Source organism: Siminovitchia fortis (assembly GCF_003605365.2).
GTDB lineage: Bacteria > Bacillota > Bacilli > Bacillales > Bacillaceae_C > Siminovitchia > Siminovitchia fortis.
In genome coordinates, this window is sequence record NZ_QYTU02000005.1 from 73,178 (window position 1) to 89,029 (window position 15,852).

General features: G+C 46.7%; 15 protein-coding genes. 1 reads left to right on the plus strand and 14 read right to left on the minus strand.

Annotation, left to right across the window (positions count from 1 at the left end):
* Positions 1–40: 40 nt before the first annotated feature.
* A complete protein-coding gene (locus D4N35_RS18355) occupies positions 41–469 on the minus strand; it encodes a hypothetical protein (RefSeq protein WP_120070489.1) in 429 nt (142 codons plus the stop codon).
* A gap of 83 nt (positions 470–552) precedes the next feature.
* Positions 553–1,749: a CdaR family transcriptional regulator gene (locus D4N35_RS04240; protein WP_164876281.1), complete on the minus strand. Its 1,197-nt coding sequence runs from the start codon at positions 1,747–1,749 to the stop codon at positions 553–555.
* A 158-nt stretch (positions 1,750–1,907) separates the two neighbouring features.
* Here D4N35_RS04240 and D4N35_RS04245 point away from each other — a divergent pair, with 158 nt between their 5' ends.
* Positions 1,908–3,065 (plus strand): NAD(P)/FAD-dependent oxidoreductase, encoded by a 1,158-nt coding sequence (locus D4N35_RS04245; protein WP_120070496.1) that lies wholly within the window; start codon positions 1,908–1,910, stop codon positions 3,063–3,065.
* A gap of 37 nt (positions 3,066–3,102) precedes the next feature.
* Here D4N35_RS04245 and D4N35_RS04250 read toward each other — a convergent pair whose 3' ends face one another.
* From D4N35_RS04250 to D4N35_RS04305, 12 genes are all read right to left on the minus strand, one after another.
* Positions 3,103–3,696: a Uma2 family endonuclease gene (locus D4N35_RS04250; protein WP_208646265.1), complete on the minus strand. Its 594-nt coding sequence runs from the start codon at positions 3,694–3,696 to the stop codon at positions 3,103–3,105.
* 88 nt (positions 3,697–3,784) lie between these two features.
* Complete coding sequence (locus D4N35_RS04255; protein WP_120070502.1) at positions 3,785–5,116, minus strand: (Fe-S)-binding protein; 1,332 nt, start codon at positions 5,114–5,116, stop codon at positions 3,785–3,787.
* Positions 5,113–6,519: an FAD-binding oxidoreductase gene (locus D4N35_RS04260; protein ID WP_120070505.1), complete on the minus strand. Its 1,407-nt coding sequence runs from the start codon at positions 6,517–6,519 to the stop codon at positions 5,113–5,115. Before D4N35_RS04260 ends, D4N35_RS04255 begins: the two co-directional genes overlap by 4 nt.
* A 138-nt stretch (positions 6,520–6,657) precedes the next feature.
* Positions 6,658–8,526, minus strand: coding sequence for a sigma 54-interacting transcriptional regulator (locus tag D4N35_RS04265; RefSeq protein ID WP_120070508.1), 1,869 nt, complete (start codon positions 8,524–8,526; stop codon positions 6,658–6,660).
* A 115-nt stretch (positions 8,527–8,641) separates the two neighbouring features.
* Complete coding sequence (locus D4N35_RS04270; RefSeq protein ID WP_120070511.1) at positions 8,642–10,282, minus strand: thiamine pyrophosphate-dependent enzyme; 1,641 nt, start codon at positions 10,280–10,282, stop codon at positions 8,642–8,644.
* 110 nt (positions 10,283–10,392) lie between these two features.
* Positions 10,393–11,121, minus strand: coding sequence for a cyclase family protein (locus D4N35_RS04275; protein WP_120070514.1), 729 nt, complete (start codon positions 11,119–11,121; stop codon positions 10,393–10,395).
* A gap of 62 nt (positions 11,122–11,183) precedes the next feature.
* Positions 11,184–12,161: an ornithine cyclodeaminase family protein gene (locus tag D4N35_RS04280; RefSeq protein WP_120070517.1), complete on the minus strand. Its 978-nt coding sequence runs from the start codon at positions 12,159–12,161 to the stop codon at positions 11,184–11,186.
* Positions 12,162–12,172: 11 nt separating this feature from the next.
* Complete coding sequence (locus D4N35_RS04285; RefSeq protein WP_120070519.1) at positions 12,173–12,427, minus strand: FCD domain-containing protein; 255 nt, start codon at positions 12,425–12,427, stop codon at positions 12,173–12,175.
* The gene (locus tag D4N35_RS04290) at positions 12,424–13,140 is read right to left on the minus strand and encodes an ABC transporter ATP-binding protein (protein WP_120070522.1); all 717 of its coding nucleotides are present in this window, start codon (positions 13,138–13,140) and stop codon (positions 12,424–12,426) included. Before D4N35_RS04290 ends, D4N35_RS04285 begins: the two co-directional genes overlap by 4 nt.
* On the minus strand, positions 13,137–13,910 hold the full coding sequence (locus tag D4N35_RS04295) for an ABC transporter ATP-binding protein (RefSeq protein WP_120070525.1): 774 nt from the start codon (positions 13,908–13,910) through the stop codon (positions 13,137–13,139). Before D4N35_RS04295 ends, D4N35_RS04290 begins: the two co-directional genes overlap by 4 nt.
* A gap of 19 nt (positions 13,911–13,929) precedes the next feature.
* Entirely contained in the window at positions 13,930–14,922 is a 993-nt protein-coding gene (locus D4N35_RS04300; protein WP_120070529.1) for a branched-chain amino acid ABC transporter permease, read from the minus strand.
* 3 nt (positions 14,923–14,925) lie between these two features.
* The gene (locus tag D4N35_RS04305; RefSeq protein WP_120070532.1) at positions 14,926–15,828 is read right to left on the minus strand and encodes a branched-chain amino acid ABC transporter permease; all 903 of its coding nucleotides are present in this window, start codon (positions 15,826–15,828) and stop codon (positions 14,926–14,928) included.
* Between the last annotated feature and the right edge of the window lie 24 nt (positions 15,829–15,852).

Consider the following 15,852-nt stretch of genomic DNA (forward strand, 5'->3'; position numbering starts at 1 on the left):
TTAATAATTCCGGATTTCTTAAGTAATTATATCTATCCATTTAACCCTGTCTGATCAGGCGTTGTATTTCTGTCTCCAAAACAAAGACCCGCTTGTTTAATGCAGCGTTTTGGTCATCCACATGTTGGGTGATTCGGTCGGTGTAGTCTCCAAGATGTTGAATAATGCTTTTATGCAACTGTTCCTGTCCAGTTTTCAAATCTTTTACTTCCTTTTCTATAACACCCATTCGTTCATCGATGTTGTCGAAACGTTGCTCAAAGGCATCCATTCGACGATCCATGTTATCAAGCCGCCGGCCAAAGTCGTCCATTCGGCGATCTACTTCATCAAACCGCTGGCCTAAACCTGCCATTTGGCGGTCCATGCTATCTAAATGATGTTCAAAACTGCCAATTTGCTCTTTAATAGGTTCTATTTCTTCTTTGATGACTGTCCGGAGCGCTTTTATTAATTCTTCATTCATCATTTGATACCCCCGATAGTCCTTAACCCATTAAATTATATCACAATTCAAATGAGACCAGAGCTTAACCGATTTTTTATCACTTTTCAAAAGCTGCCGGCAGAATGATTTTTTCCTTTTTTCAACGCCACATACAAAACAAGACACTGTTCAAATGACTGCGTATCAATATGAAAAATCTCGCTGATTTTATTAAGGCGGTAGATGAGGGTGTTCCGGTGTACATACAGATTGCGGGCCGCCCGGCTGATGTTCATGCTGCTTTCACAGTATGCAATGAATGTTTTTACAAGCATATCCACCTCAGGATGCTTCCAGATGACATCGATATCATCAGCAAATGATTCCAGGAAGGAAAGATTGATTCCTTCCAGAAATATTTCGGGCAAAATTGTCCAACTGTCAAACGAGTAAACCGCATCTTCCGGCTCTTTCTCCAATCCTACCATCAATGTTTTGTATGCCTGATCATAAGAACGCGAAGCGCCTTCGAAACCTTTGTAGCTTTTTCCGTGTGATATGGATACCTTGCAATGAAGATTTTGCTGTTCCATAAAGGATGTCAATTTTTCCGCCGCATATTCACAAAGGTTCTTTAATTTCGGGAAGTCACAGGCCTTCATTTCCTTGATGACAATCCATTTATCCTGGGCAATGGGACAGACAATATCATCCATGTTATTCTGAAACAAATGGCAGATGAGGTTATTCAGTTCAAGAAGCGACAGATTGGCAAATTGTTTGGCTTCCGTATGGGTCCTGACAAGCGACGGAAGATGGACCAGGATGCAGACCCTGGGCTCGTCAAATTGAACGCCGAGCAACTCACAATAGCTTTCAAGTTCTCTCTCATTCTCCCATTCTTTATAGTGAATCAGGTGCTGGGCAAACACTTCCGTCGTTTTCATTTGTACGAAGTAAGCTTCTGTGCGGAAATTTTCCTGAAGCATCATTTCCACATGATTCCGGACGAACTTGACATATTTTTTGACTTCCGAAGGCTCACCGATAATCCCGAGCACACCGATGACTTGATTGTTAAAACGAATGGGGACAGCCACTCCCGGCAGGACATTTTCAAGCGCTGCCGCTTCTTCTTTTGTAAAAGCAACCTCTCGTCCCTCTTTGATCACCTGGATGGACACGCGATGGAGGGTGCCGACACGTTCTTTGCGGTCGCATCCGATAATCAGGCCCTCGGCATTTGTAATACTCATGGAAACTCCCAATAAAGCTGAAGTTTGTTCTACAATGGATTGTGCAACTTGCTCAAGAACCTTCACGCTCTTCACTCCAAATAACATTAAGATTTCATTGCCTTTGATCGGATTATATCAAATTTTCTGTGCATTCGTATTCCAAATTTTGTGCAATCTGATGATTGATTCATAGGGGAAGTCATCTATAATTACAGTAAAAACCAGGCAGGGAGGGAACTTTTTTGAAGAATCATATCATTATTGTGGGCGGAGGCGTCATGGGCTCGAGCACCGCTTACCATCTCCGGAAAATCGGCTTTGAAGGAAAAGTTACAGTTTTCGAGAAAGACCCGGTTTACGAATACTCCTCCACTCCGCGCAGTGCCGGGGGAATCAGGCAGCTTTTCACCACCGCCATCAATATAAAGCTGAGCCGATACAGCCTTCAGCAATATAAAAAATTTCCGCAAGACATGAAAATCAACGGCGACCCGGCAGAAATCGACTTCAAACAGCGCGGCTACCTTTTTTTAGCCACAAAAGAAATGCTTCCTGCCATAAAAAAACAGAAAAAGCTGCAAAACGAAATGGGAGTCCCTTCACAGCTGCTCACCCCAAATGAATTGCTTTCCGTCATTCCAGAGCTGAATATCGAAGATTTGTCAGGCGGACTTTACTGCCCGGAAGACGGCTATTTGGATCCTTATTCTGTCATGCAGGCATATAAGCATCAGGCAAGGGAAAGCGGCGTGGATTATATTTCAGAGGAAGTTGATACGATCCTATGTGAACAAGATCAAGTGAAAGGCGTCCGTACAAGAAACGGAAACCGCCACGATGCTGATATTGTCATCAACTGCGCAGGTGCGTGGGGACCTGAATTAAGTGAAAAAATCGGGCTTCCCATTCCTGTCGTCGCCCTAAAACGGCAGGTGTTCCTGTTTGATACATCCGTGCCTCTTCAAAAGCCGCTGCCCCTTACGGTTGATACAACAGGCGTCTATTTCCGCCATGAGGGCGACCGGGTCATCACCGGCTTTTCTGAAAAAGTAAAACCGGGCTATGACTTCAGTTGGAAGCGCTCTTATTTCGATGAGCTATGGCCGATCCTGGCTCATAGAGTACCCAATTTTGAAAGCTTGAAGCTGGAATCGGGCTGGGCCGGATTGTATGATCACAATACGAAAGACCAAAATGCAATCATCGGAGGACATCCGAAAATGAAAGGCTATTACATGGCGCTCGGATTCAGCGGGCACGGAATGCAGCAGGCTCCCGGGGTCGGACTGGGATTAGCGGAGTTGATCGTCAAAGGCCAATATGAAACACTCGATTTGACACCACTCCGATTTGAGCGGTTTGCCGAAAATGACCTCGTGCTCGAGCAGGCAATTGTGTAATTAAGATGACGGCTCAACACTTTGCACACAAAATAAACTATTCATTCTTGAGATGCGGAATGTTTTTCATGATATCTGCCATGGTAAAGGAAATACAAGGGATTTTAGGGGAAGTGACTTGTTCGTCTTCCAGGAAAATATTAATGGGCTCATACCGGTCATCTTGCAGCACATATTGTTCCAAGGTACCTGTTTTTGGTTCGACAATCCAATATTCGGGAATATGGTAGGCGGCATAGGTTTTTAATTTATCAATCTTGTCCCTTTTAATTGTGGAAGGAGATAGAATTTCAACTACAAGATCCGGGGGACCTTCAATACCGCGGTTGCTAATAATATCTATGCGTTGGCGCTGGACCAATACCAAGTCTGGCTGCCGTACTTCGTCAGGTGCTAAGATAACATCAAGCGGTGCGTTTAAAATAATGTAATCAGATTCACAGCTTCTTGCAATCGCCTTTTGCATTTCAAAACTAATCATTTGATGGGTGACGGAAGGGCCGGGGCTCATTAACACCAATTGTCCGGCTGCCAATTCATAGCGATTGCCATCATCAATGGATGCATAATCATCATAGGTAAGATTACTTTCTTTCAGCAAATCCGATCCTGATTTTTTTCTGTTCATCATGATTCCTCCTCTCCTTTGAGGATAGTATACCATTTTTAGAATATTTTACGAACTTAAACCCGGCATCATAGATGCCGGGTTTTGGTTATTATTGGATATCGCAGGCTTCCGCCAATACTTCCACAATATGAAGAGCTTGTGTCTGTTCCAGGCCGCTTCTTTCCACACCCAGTTTCATTTGCAGCAAGCAGCCGGGGTTTGTCGTGACAATCGTTTGTGCACGGGTTTCTTTTGCCTTCACCATCTTGTCATCCAATATTTTCATGGATTCCTCGAAATGGATGAGGTTATAAATCCCCCCAGATGCGCAGCAGCGGTCACTTCCTTCCATTTCCGAAAAAGTGGCTCCCGGAACTGATCGGAGCAATTCCCTGGGCTGCTCATATACTCCCTGTACATTCCTTAAATGGCAGGAATCCTGGTAAGTGATGACACCATCCCAATCTTTTTTGAATGGCAGCGGACCTAGTTCAACAAGGACTTCCGTTATATCTCTTGTTTTTTCTACAAAAGCCTGCGCACGTGCACGCCACTCAACGTCCTCCTTGAATAAGTGGCCATACTCACGAAGTATTGCTCCGCAGCCGCCGGCATTATTGATAAAATAGTCGGCTCCGGATGATTCAAAAGCCTCGATATTCGCTTTTGCCAGCTTTCTCGCTTCTTCCATGCTTCCTTGATGGGCGTGAAGCGCTCCGCAGCAATTTTGTCCTTTTGGAATAAACACTTCGCATCCGACGCTTTGGAGCAACTCGATCGTCAACCGGTTAACCTTGGACATCATCGCATCCATGATGCAGCCGGGGAAAAAGGCCACAGTCATTTTTTTAGAACCGCTGGAAGGAAAGACATCCCCGAATTTATAGCGCTTCGAAGGAGACTCCACAAGAGGAAGGATTTTCTCGAATTGTCCCATCGGTTCGGAAACTTTATTGACAATCTTCAGCTTATGGGCGAGCTTGTTTACGCCTGTTTTTTGATAAAGCCATGTCGCGTTGCCCAGGAAGCGAAGCCGATTCTGATGCGGAAAAACATTGTTGAGCACTTGATCCCGTATTTTCATTCCCGCAGTCCGCTTTTTCTGCTCCTCTTTTTGCTGTAAAGTAATGACCTCTTTGGCCGCCTCGTAGATTTGACCGTACGGAACGTTGACCGGGCAGGCCACCTCGCATGCACGGCAGCCGAGACACAGATCGATCGGTTCGGCGAGATCCTGCTGCAAATCTATTTTTCCTTCTGCGGCCATTTTTACAAGATTGATCCGGCCGCGGGGAGACTGTGCTTCATTGCCCATCGATTCGTACGTCGGACATGCAGGTAAGCAGTATCCGCACTGGACGCACATATTCGCAGCTTCATAGGAAAGGTCGTGGAGCAATGAAGCATATTTATGATCTTGATTGTAACCGGACTTGCTCATATTAGCGCCACCTTTGTCTGGCCCGGCTGCGGAAAAATTTTACCGGGATTTAATATTCCGTTCGGATCCCACGCATCTTTGATCTTTTTCATCATCATAAGACCTTCTTGGCCCAATTCCATTTCCATATAAGGAGCTTTCAGCGTCCCAATTCCATGCTCGCCGGAAAGAGTGCCGCCAAGTTCCACAGCCGCCTCAAAAATTTCGCTGACCGCATCTTCCACCCGCTTCATTTCTTCCAGGTTGCGTTTATCCGTAATGATGTTCGGATGAAGATTTCCGTCTCCGGCATGGCCGAACACTACAAGGTTTAACTGATATTTATCCCGGATGACGTGGAGACGCTCCATCATTTTCGGAATTTCGCTTCTTGGAACTGTCGCATCCTCGGAAATTTTCGTCGGGCCCATTTGCGTGATAGCAGGGGAAACCATTTTTCTCGCTTTCCAAATGCTGGCCCTTGAAGCTTCATCCTGGGCCACTTTCACTTCTGTTGCATGTTGTTTCAGGCAGATTTCTTCACATCTCTTCATTTCTTCTTCAATGGCCGCTTCGTGGCCGTCGATTTCAATGATGATGATCGCCTCTGCATCGACAGGCAAGCCGCTCGGAGTATAATTTTCAACCGCTCGGATGCACGCATTGTCCATCAATTCCATCGCGCTCGGTAAAATTCCCGCTGATAAAATATTCGTGATGGCGTGCCCCGAATCTATCAATCTGTCAAAGGAAGCAAGCAAAGTTTTCCTTGCCTGCGGCTTTGGGATTAACCTCAAAGTCGCTTCTGTCACGATTCCGAGCGTGCCTTCAGATCCTACGATCAGGCGCGTCAGATCATATCCGGTCACATTTTTGACGGTCTTGCCTCCGGTCCGGATAATCTCTCCGGTAGGTGTAACGACTTCCAGACCGATTACATATTCCTTTGTCGTACCATATTTCAATCCTTTTGGTCCGCTGGAGTTTTCAAGCAGGTTGCCTCCGATTGTGGATACATGGGAACTGCTTGGATCAGGAGGGTAAAACAGTCCCACATCTTCCGCCTGCTTATGGATATCACCGGTAATTACGCTTGGAGAAACAATGGCCAGCAAATTTTCACGGTCGATGACAAGCTTCTTTTTAAATTGCGACATATCCAGAACGATGCCGCCTTTAACGGCCAATGATCCCCCGCTTAAAGACGTAGCCGCTCCCCTCGGATAAAGGGGAATCTTATGTTCATTGGCGAGTTTGACCAGCGAAGCAATCTCTTCTTTATTTTCGGGCTGGATGACCAAGTCCGGGAGATACTCCCCGAACGAAGCATCATAGCTGTATGAATAGCGGTCAGCCAGGTTTGTTAAAATACGTTCTTTTGGAAAAATGGATTCGACGAGCTTGGATAATTGTTCTGTTTCCATATGGGTCACTCCATCTATATAAAAGTGAATTCTTCACTATTTATTCTTGCAATTATTATGCCAACATCAAAACCAACGTGTGATGTATTTATTGCATTATAAGGTGAAACATTAAGAACGATTATGTTTCATTTTGATTCAATCTATATCAATATTCCATTTTTTCAATTTCCGCCAGAACGTTGTCCGGCTCATGCCCAATTCAGAAGCTGCTTTCCCCTTATGAAAATGATTCTTTTCAAGGGCCTTAAGAATTCGCTCCCGTTCCGATACATATGTCCTTTCTGTTTCAGCCCTTTTTGGAAGGTGTTTTTCAACCTCCAACACATCAATTTCTTGATCCTTGCAAAGGACCGTCAGCCGCTCGCAAAAGTTTTGGAGCTGCCGGACATTTCCTTCCCACTCCTCTTCTTTCAATCGTTCCTTCGCTTCGTCTGTCAACCGGCTTTTTTTCATAAAAGTTTCAGCCAAAACGGGAATGTCTTCGCAATGTTCACGGAGGGGTGGCAGATGAAGATCCAATACACTCAAGCGGTAAAAGAGATCAGCCCTGAATTCATTGTTTTTAACCATTTCCATTAAATTTTTATTGGTGGCAGCAATAATCCTTACATCGACAGGGATGATTTTATCGTCCCCAATCCGCATGATTTCCCTTTCCTGCAGTGCTCGAAGCAGGCGGCTTTGAAGATGGGGGGAGATTTCCCCGACTTCATCCAAAAAGAGGGTCCCCCTATGGGCAAGTTCAAAAAATCCTTGTTTTCCGCCCTTCATCGCACCTGTGAAAGCACCTTCGGCGTATCCGAACAGTTCACTCTCCAGCAGACTTTCAGGCAAAGCTGCACAGTTGATTGCAACAAAAGGATTCTTTCTTCGATTGCTGTAATTGTGAATGCTTTGGGCGAACATTTCTTTTCCTGTACCGGTCTCACCGACAATCAAAATATTTGAATCCGCCTCACTGTACAGCTTCGCGATTTCAATTGTCTGCCCGATCAACCCACTTTTATAAACAATGTCGTTGAAGTTGTATTTCGCTACATGCCCCCGGGAATGAATTTGCTTGCGGATTTTTCCTTCCATCTCCTGAATCCCTGTAACATCCTGGAAAGCTACCATATCCCCGGTTTTTTTGCCTTTTAAAAAAATCCCGGCTTTTTTTACAGATAATTGGATGGAGCCGTAACTCACAATCTCTTCCTGGAAATCATTTGGACTCAGCAGAAGATCAAGAAACTTGCCCTTGTTTAAAATGCCGGTAACAGGTTTGCCGGTCAAATCCTTTTGATAGATGGATAAAATTTTTTGCGCGGAGGAATTAAAGACTGAAATTCTCTTGTTCAAATCAACAGCAATCACGCCTTCATACGCGTGGTCGAGAATTGTCTGATAGCGCTTGGCCTTCTCCTGCTCTTTCCTGCTGACAATCGCCAGGCGCTTCGCTTCAACGAGCGCCTGGCGGAAGGATTCTTTCCCTGTTTCAACGAGCATCGTTTGCAGCCCGATCCGTTCGGCATATTTATTCGTATTCAAACCGCTTATCACAATCTTACATCCGTCATTTGCCGCTTGATCCACAGTCCGGTCTGATGCAGTGATATCATCCAAAATATACTTCTGGATGGGCAAATCTATGATCGATTCCAAGTTTTCAACACCGTAGATCATATTGGCCGCGCCAATAACAGCAACCTTTTTTCTCCCGAAACGCTCCTTGCATTCAACAAGGCTGCGGATCAGATCAATTCCTTGGACAGGTATATCGACGATGGGAACGGATTCATTATGTTCTTTTAAAAGCTTCGTTACCAGCCCTCTTGAAATAATCACATCCGCCTCAACTTTTACCTCATGGATTTTATCCGTAGGAATAACGACTTCTTCTAATTGAAACTTTATGTTTTCCTCCGGCGCATCCTTCGCTTCCTGGAGAATGAACTCCTTGAACCTTTCCATGGCGTCTTTTATATAACCTTTGCGAGGTACAACAAGTTTAATGTTAATCAAAGGAATCTCCCCACTTTCAGTTACCTTAAGTGTAAACTTTAGGGGCGATGGCTTCCAGTCCAATCATTTGCCATTAAAACAAGGCCCGCTCTGGGGAGTGGGCCTTGTTTGAAATTTATGTTGCCGCCTGCGCTGCAGACATGATATTGGGATCCGTCTTGATTTCAATCACAAACGGCTTGCCGCTTTGAAGTGCACGCTTGAAAGCAGGCTTAAACTCTTCATTTTTTCTGACCGTTTCCCCATCACACCCGAACTGCCTGGCGACCGCCGCAAAATCCGGGTTGGTAAGAGGTGTTGCCATTACACGATTCGGAAAATGCTTTTCCTGATGCGCACGAATTGTTCCGTACATATTGTTGTTGACGACAATGGCAATCACCGGGAGATTGGAACGAACGGCTGTTTCCAGCTCAACCATTGTCATCATGAACCCGCCATCACCCGAAAAAGAAATGACGGTCTTATCGGGGCAGGCCGCTTTGGCGCCGATCGCCGCTGGCAACCCATATCCCATTGCACCGGACGTTGGGCCGATATATTCTTTTTCATTCGTGAAACGGAAGTATTTCGCAAGCCAGCCGTAAAAATTCCCTGCGTCACTTGTCAGGATGCTATTGTCCGGCACCTCAGCCGCGATATCCGCCATCACGGCATTCAGTTCTGCGAATTCTTGAGAAGCGGATGGGGCCGGCGGAGTTGATGAAGCCAAATAAGCTTCATGGCAATTCTGGACCGCCTTTTCGCGGCTTTCATCCTTGACGGGATTCGCCAGTTCAAGCGCTTTTTGCAAAAATTTCTTTGCATCCGACACGACTGCAAGCGCAGCTGGGTAGGCTTTCCCGATCGAGTCCGGCGAAATATCCACTTGAATCAATTCAGTTTTTTCATTCAATAATGTGTAATCCTGCGTCGTCACCTGTGAGAAACGGGTTCCAACTGCAAGAACTAGGTCCGCCCCTTTGATATACTCAATTAACTTTGAGTCGGAGCCGAATCCGAGCCATCCCGCATAATTCGGGTGGTCATTTGATAACACATTGAAGCGCCTGAACGCAGAGGCAACGGGAACTTTCACCTTTTCGGCGAACTTGACCAAATCCTCCCGGGCGTTGGCGGCAATCACACCGCCGCCAGCGATGATAATCGGCTGATTGGCATTGTTTAATTTCGCCAATACTTTTTCAACTGCTGCATCACCAGCTTCCGGCTTTATAACCTCTGCGACAGTGCCTTCATGATAATCAATGACATCCTCCAGCATATCGTGGGGAAGAGAAACAACCACCGAGCCAGGCCTTCCTGAACGGGCTATGTAAAATGCTCGGTGGAGAATCTCCGGAATCCGCTCCGCCGTATCGATTTCGACCGCCCACTTGCACAAATGGCTGAAATAAGCGGCAAAGTCAACTTCCTGAAATGCCTCTTTCCCTTTGAACGGCCTTTCCACCTGCCCGATCAGCGCGACAAGCGGCGTTGAGTCCTGCATAGCAGTGTGAAGTCCGATCGATAGATTCATAGCCCCCGGCCCTCGGGTCGCCATACAAACGCCAACCTTGCCGGATGCTTTTGCATAAGCTTCGGCCATAAAAGAAGCGCCACCCTCATGGCGTGTCGAAATCAAATCAATTTTCGGATGTTCATACAACCCGTCAATGACTCCCAGATAACTTTCCCCGGGTACACAGAAGGCTTTTTCCACTCCTTCCTTCTCTAAAACTTCTACAACGATATGTCCGCCTGATAATTTTTTCATTGCTTACCTCCGGTCCAAAAATGATAAGACGGTCCAGTTTGTTTCCTGCACCGTCACTTTTTATTTCTATGATAATAAAAATATCTATTATTAGAAAGCTTTAAATAATGTTAATCTTTCTCCTCCACAATCGCCACTGCCCGCATCGGAGCACCGCTCCCTTTTCCGATTTTAATCGGGAAACCGGCAAATTTGCAGGTTGATCCGGGAATTTCGGACAGCCCCGTCATATTTTCAATCATGTACCATTCATACTTTTTCATCAGGCAATGGGCCGGATAACGCTCAGGGGCATTTGGTGCCAGGCCGGAATCAGGATCGTGGATGTAACGGTCCAGTTCAATGGTGACCATATCTACCCCAAGCGTGATCATCCCTTTATTGATCAACCATTCAATCGTTTCCGGCAATATATTGAGCAAATCCCGGAAATATTCGGGAGTGCCATACAGTTTATCCCTTTCCGTTTTAAGGAGGACAATATGGAAATCTTCCAAATTCACCTGTGCTTTTTCCGCTGACCGTTGAATATCTTCGATCGTGACATCGGCATTTGCTTCCATATGTGAAAGATCAAGGACACAGGCCTCTCCATAAAAAGCTTCCAATGGGATTTCATCCGTATATAGCCCGTCAGGATTAAAATGTTTGGTCGCATCCATGTGAGTGCCGGCATGGTCTCCAATATACAAAGCGCATTCGTAAAATCCGTTTGCTTCATATGTAGCGAAAGTGCCGATCATGGATCTCGCATTTTCACCAAGCTGCTGGTATGGGTTCTCACCGTAGCTTGTAAGAGTATGGGATAAATCTATCAGTCTTTCTTTCTGCTTTCCCAATCAGGATTCCCCCTTTATTTTTGACGAAATTCCATTGCCATTTAAGTGGACGAGTTCAATCCCTACAGCGTAATCCGCTGGCCGATATTTTCTCTCAAAGCTTTTTCGTATAAATATTTGGCCACGACGATATCAGCAGCCGCAAAACCGACGGATTTAAAAACTGTCAACTCCTCGTCGGTCTCTCTTCCTGCTGCTTCATTGCTGATGATGAATCCCAGTTCCGAATGGATCCGCTCAGGGCTGAAATGCCCTTCCTGTATCGGGATTTGCAGGCAGCCCGCTTCTTCCAATGCCGCCTCAACTGATTCCACGACCACTTTATCCGCGCCTGCCACCGCATGTGTTGGGAGTTCCTGCATTGTCGGCTGATAGGAACCGATCGCGTTCACATGAACTCCAGGCGCCAGCCGGCTTGAAAAAACAGGGGTGCTTGAACTGGTAGCCGTCACTACGATGTCAGCCCCGTCAATTGCCTGGTCCGCATCCTGATGCACTAAAACTTCTACCTCATGCCGGGTCCTGAGCTGTTTGGCCAGATCATACGCCTTCTTTTCACTGCGGTTGTATAGCCTGATTTTTTCAATATTCCTTACCGCCATCACTGCTTCACATTGCCCGATCGACTGTGCACCCGTCCCTATGACGGAAAGGATCCTGGCATTTTCCCGCGCCAAATATTTGGTGGCCGCTCCGGACAATGCCCCTGTTCTCATTACCGTTAAGTAGGAGCCTTCCAATAGGGCAAGCGGTTCTCCTGTTTGCACATCCGCCAATAAGACCACACCGTTGATGGCAGCCTTCCCCATCTTTTTATTATTAGGAAAGCTGCCGACATATTTCATTCCAAGGCTCCCTGCACCTTCTGCAACCGAAGGCATGAAAATCGCATGCCCTTCTGCTTTTTCCACATTTAAGACAGTCCGTACGGGCGTCACTGTTCTTTTCGCCGAGTATTCTTTCAATGCGGTGGAAACAGCCTCGATCATCTCCGGCATATGGAGCAGCCTTTCCTGGTCACTCGCGCTTAGGACTAACATTTCCATTCCCCCTACAAATCTGCCATTCTTCTTTTCACATCCGCAAGATGGCGTTTCATTGAGCGTTCGGCTTTTTCTGCATCCCTTCCTTCAATCGCCTGAACGATGTCCCTGTACTCCCTTAATAAAATTTGTTCCTCCTTTGCACTGCCAAAACGATGGTTTTTGCCAAAAATCCCCATCAGTATTTCTACAAGTTTAACATTCTTCGCTGCCGCAGCAACAGCCAGATGGAATTGACGGGCCGCATCCAGGCTAAATATCAAGCTCCCAAGTAGGCCTTGATAATCCGGTCATCATCTCGGAGTACTTCGGCCGTATCATGCAAAACAATTTCCCCTGTTTCAATGATGTAGCCGCGGTCGGCCAATCCAAGAGCGGCCCTTGCATTCTGCTCGATCAACAAAACAGTTGTCCCCTGTTTATTGATTTCCTGGATAATCTCCATGATCCCTTGAACAATGATCGGAGCGAGACCCATGGAAGGTTCATCGAGCATCAGAAGTTTCGGCTCTGCCATCAATCCCCTGCTTATGGCCAGCATTTGCTGTTCTCCTCCGCTCAGGGTTCCGGCCAGCTGATCCTTCCTTTCTTTCAACCTTGGAAAAAGCTCAAATGAGCGGTCAATGCCGTCTTTCAAAAATGCCTTATCCTTCCTTTTGGTAAAACCGCCAAGCTCCAGATTCTCCATGACGGTCAACCCTCCGAAAATCCTCCGCCCTTCCGGAACATGGGTGATCCCGGCTTCTACGACTTGATGGGGCGGCCGGCCTGCGATGTTTTTACCGCCAAATTCCAGCGTTCCGCTTTTGGGCGGAACCAATCCGCTGATTGTCTTTAAGGTCGTGCTTTTTCCTGCGCCGTTGCTTCCAAGCAGGGCGACAATCTCCCCTTCGCCCACTTCCAGGGAAACGCCTTTCAAGGCATGGATTTTTCCGTAATATGAGTGAATCTCTTCAAGCTTTAACAATGGGCTCAAACCGCATCCTCACCCTTCCCCAGATAAGCTTCAATCACTTTGGGATTCCTTAACACTTCTCCCGGCGTTCCTTCAGCTATTTTTTGGCCGTAGTCAATCACAATCACTTTTTCAGAAATTTTTTTGATCAGGCCCATATCATGGTCAATGATCAGGATGGTTATTTTATAGTTCTCCCGTATTCTTAAAATCAGGTCGACAAGCCGTTCCTTTTCTTCAAAGTTCAGGCCTGCGGCCGGCTCATCCAACAATAAAAACTTGGGCCTTGTGGCTAAAGCCCGGGCTATTTCCAGGTAACGCTGAACCCCGTAAGGCAGGTTCTTCGCAGCCCGGTAGGCATACTCCCTGATTCCGACAAAATCGATGCATTCCATCGCTACCTCTTCAATTTGTCTTTCTTCGTCTCTTTGCGCCTTTGTTTTTAAAATGGCACCCAAAACCAGTTGCTTCGTCCTGCAATGCATACCTGATTTCACGTTGTCCAAAGCGGAAAGGTCGGGAAAAAGGCGCAGGTTCTGAAAAGTCCGTGCCAGCCCCATTTTGGTGATTTTGCTCGGCTTTTTGCTATTCAAGCTCTCTCCGTCTAAAAACATCGATCCAGCTGAAGGCTTATAAAATCCGGTGATCATGTTAAAAACAGAAGTTTTGCCTGCTCCGTTAGGGCCAATGACACTGACAATCGAATTTGAGTCAATCGTAAAGGATAAATCATTAACTGCGACCAGACCGCCAAAGCGGAGAGTTAAATTTTCCACTTGTAAAACAGCCATTTCGACACCTCATTTCTAATCACTGGCTTTTTACGTCCAAATCGGAATGATCTCCTGTAATGGGCGGGGACGGTGGTTCATCCGATTCCGGCTCCGTCTCATATTTGGCGGGCCACAATCCTTGCGGGCGGAAAAGCATCATGATAATCATAAGCAAACCGAACACCAAATATCGCCAATCGGAGACGTTCCGCAAAAACTCCGGAAGCACGATAACTAAAATGGCCCCGATCGTCACCCCGGTCACGCTTCCGATTCCGCCGAGAACGACCGCCAGCAAAATCATGATGGATTGCAGCACCTTAAAACTGTGCGGTGCCACCGCTCCCATTTTTACAGCGAAAAATGAACCTGCCAAACCGCCGATAATGGCGCCGATCACGAATGCCAGCAATTTCATTCTGACCCTGTCAACACCCATTGCCTCTGCAGCGTCTTCATCTTCGCGGATATACGTCCAAGCCCTTCCGATCCGGGAACGGCCCAGACGGGCTGTAACAAAAATAGTGATAACAGCAAGGATTAAAATCACAATATAAAAATCCAGCTGGCTCTTTAATTCATATCCTCCAATGTTGGGACTGGGGATGCCGAATATTCCCGTAGCCGTACCAGTAATTTCCAGATTCGTTGCCGTAATCCGGATGATCTCGCCGAATCCGAGAGTGACAACTGCCAAGTAATCACTGCGCAGCCTGAGTGAGGGTGCTCCGATAATGGCGCCGCTGATCGCTGAAAACAATGCAGCCACCGGAAGCGTCATCAAAAACGGCCACTCATAAGCTGTCATTAAAATCCCTGTCGTATAGGCTCCAATCGCGAAAAAGGCGGCATATCCAAGATCAAGCAATCCCGCATATCCGGCAACGACATTCAATCCTTGGGCCATGATGATGTAAAGCAGAGCGAGCGTAGCGACATCAATCCAATAATTATTTGTCATGAACGGAAACGCCAGGGCTGCCAATAATAGAACGGTCAATACGGCTGTCCGCTTCTTAAGAACACTCATCGGCTACATCCTCTCCGTCACTTGCTCACCCAGTATGCCTGTTGGCTTGAAGACAAGGAATAAAATCAATATGGCGAAAGCGATGACATCTTTCCAGGCTCCACCGATCACCATCGTGCCGGCCGTTTCCAATATACCGAGCATGAAACCGCCAAGCATCGCCCCCTGGATATTTCCGATGCCTCCCAAAACGGCAGCAGTGAACGCTTTTAACCCCATGATGAAGCCCATGAGAAAATTGATCGTCCCGTAATAGACCGCTGTCATGATACCCGCAGATGCAGCCAGGGTCGTTCCGATAAAAAATGTCATGGCAATCACACTGTTGATATTGACGCCCATGAGGCTGGTTGCTGTCTGATCCATCGAAATCGCCCTCATGGCCTTCCCATATAACGTTCCGTGGACAAATCTTTGCAGCCCATACATTAAAGCTGCGGCAACCAATACTAAAATAATCTGTGAGTAAGTGATGTTTGCTCCCAGGATGTCAATGCCAGCAGTCGGTAATTTAATGGGAAAAGTCAGGTAATTCGGGCTCCAAATGAGCATGGAACCATATTCCAAAGAGAGGCCTACTCCAAGAGCCGTAATCAGAAGAGAGATGCGCGGAGCATTCAATAAAGGGCGGTACGCCAGCCGTTCCACCCCCATGCCGACCATGCCGACCAAGATAATCGAAACAATAAAGACAATTCCAATCGCCAACATGCCCGGACCGGCGGACCCGCCCATCAAAAGCGATATCCCGGTATACCCGATAAAAGCGCCAAACATATAAAAGTCCCCATGTGCAAAGTTCAACAGCCTGATAATTCCGTAGACCATCGTATAACCAAGGGCGATCAGACTGTAAAATGCCCCCAATACAAGTCCGTCCCCAAGTGCCTGAACGAGAATCTCCATATGACGATCACCGCTTTCCCCTGT

Excerpts from the sequence above, each read along its gene's own strand:
- D4N35_RS04305 (WP_120070532.1), bottom strand. The coding sequence starts at position 15,828 with ATGGAGATTCTCGTTCAGGCACTTGGGGACGGACTTGTATTGGGGGCA.
- D4N35_RS04295 (WP_120070525.1), bottom strand. The coding sequence starts at position 13,910 with ATGGCTGTTTTACAAGTGGAAAATTTAACTCTCCGCTTTGGCGGTCTG.
- D4N35_RS04260 (WP_120070505.1), bottom strand. The coding sequence starts at position 6,519 with ATGGAAACAGAACAATTATCCAAGCTCGTCGAATCCATTTTTCCAAAA.
- D4N35_RS04280 (WP_120070517.1), bottom strand. The coding sequence starts at position 12,161 with ATGTTAGTCCTAAGCGCGAGTGACCAGGAAAGGCTGCTCCATATGCCG.
- D4N35_RS04300 (WP_120070529.1), bottom strand. The coding sequence starts at position 14,922 with ATGAGTGTTCTTAAGAAGCGGACAGCCGTATTGACCGTTCTATTATTG.
- D4N35_RS04255 (WP_120070502.1), bottom strand. The coding sequence starts at position 5,116 with ATGAGCAAGTCCGGTTACAATCAAGATCATAAATATGCTTCATTGCTC.
- D4N35_RS04270 (WP_120070511.1), bottom strand. The coding sequence starts at position 10,282 with ATGAAAAAATTATCAGGCGGACATATCGTTGTAGAAGTTTTAGAGAAG.
- D4N35_RS18355 (WP_120070489.1), bottom strand. The coding sequence starts at position 469 with ATGATGAATGAAGAATTAATAAAAGCGCTCCGGACAGTCATCAAAGAA.
- D4N35_RS04250 (WP_208646265.1), bottom strand. The coding sequence starts at position 3,696 with ATGATGAACAGAAAAAAATCAGGATCGGATTTGCTGAAAGAAAGTAAT.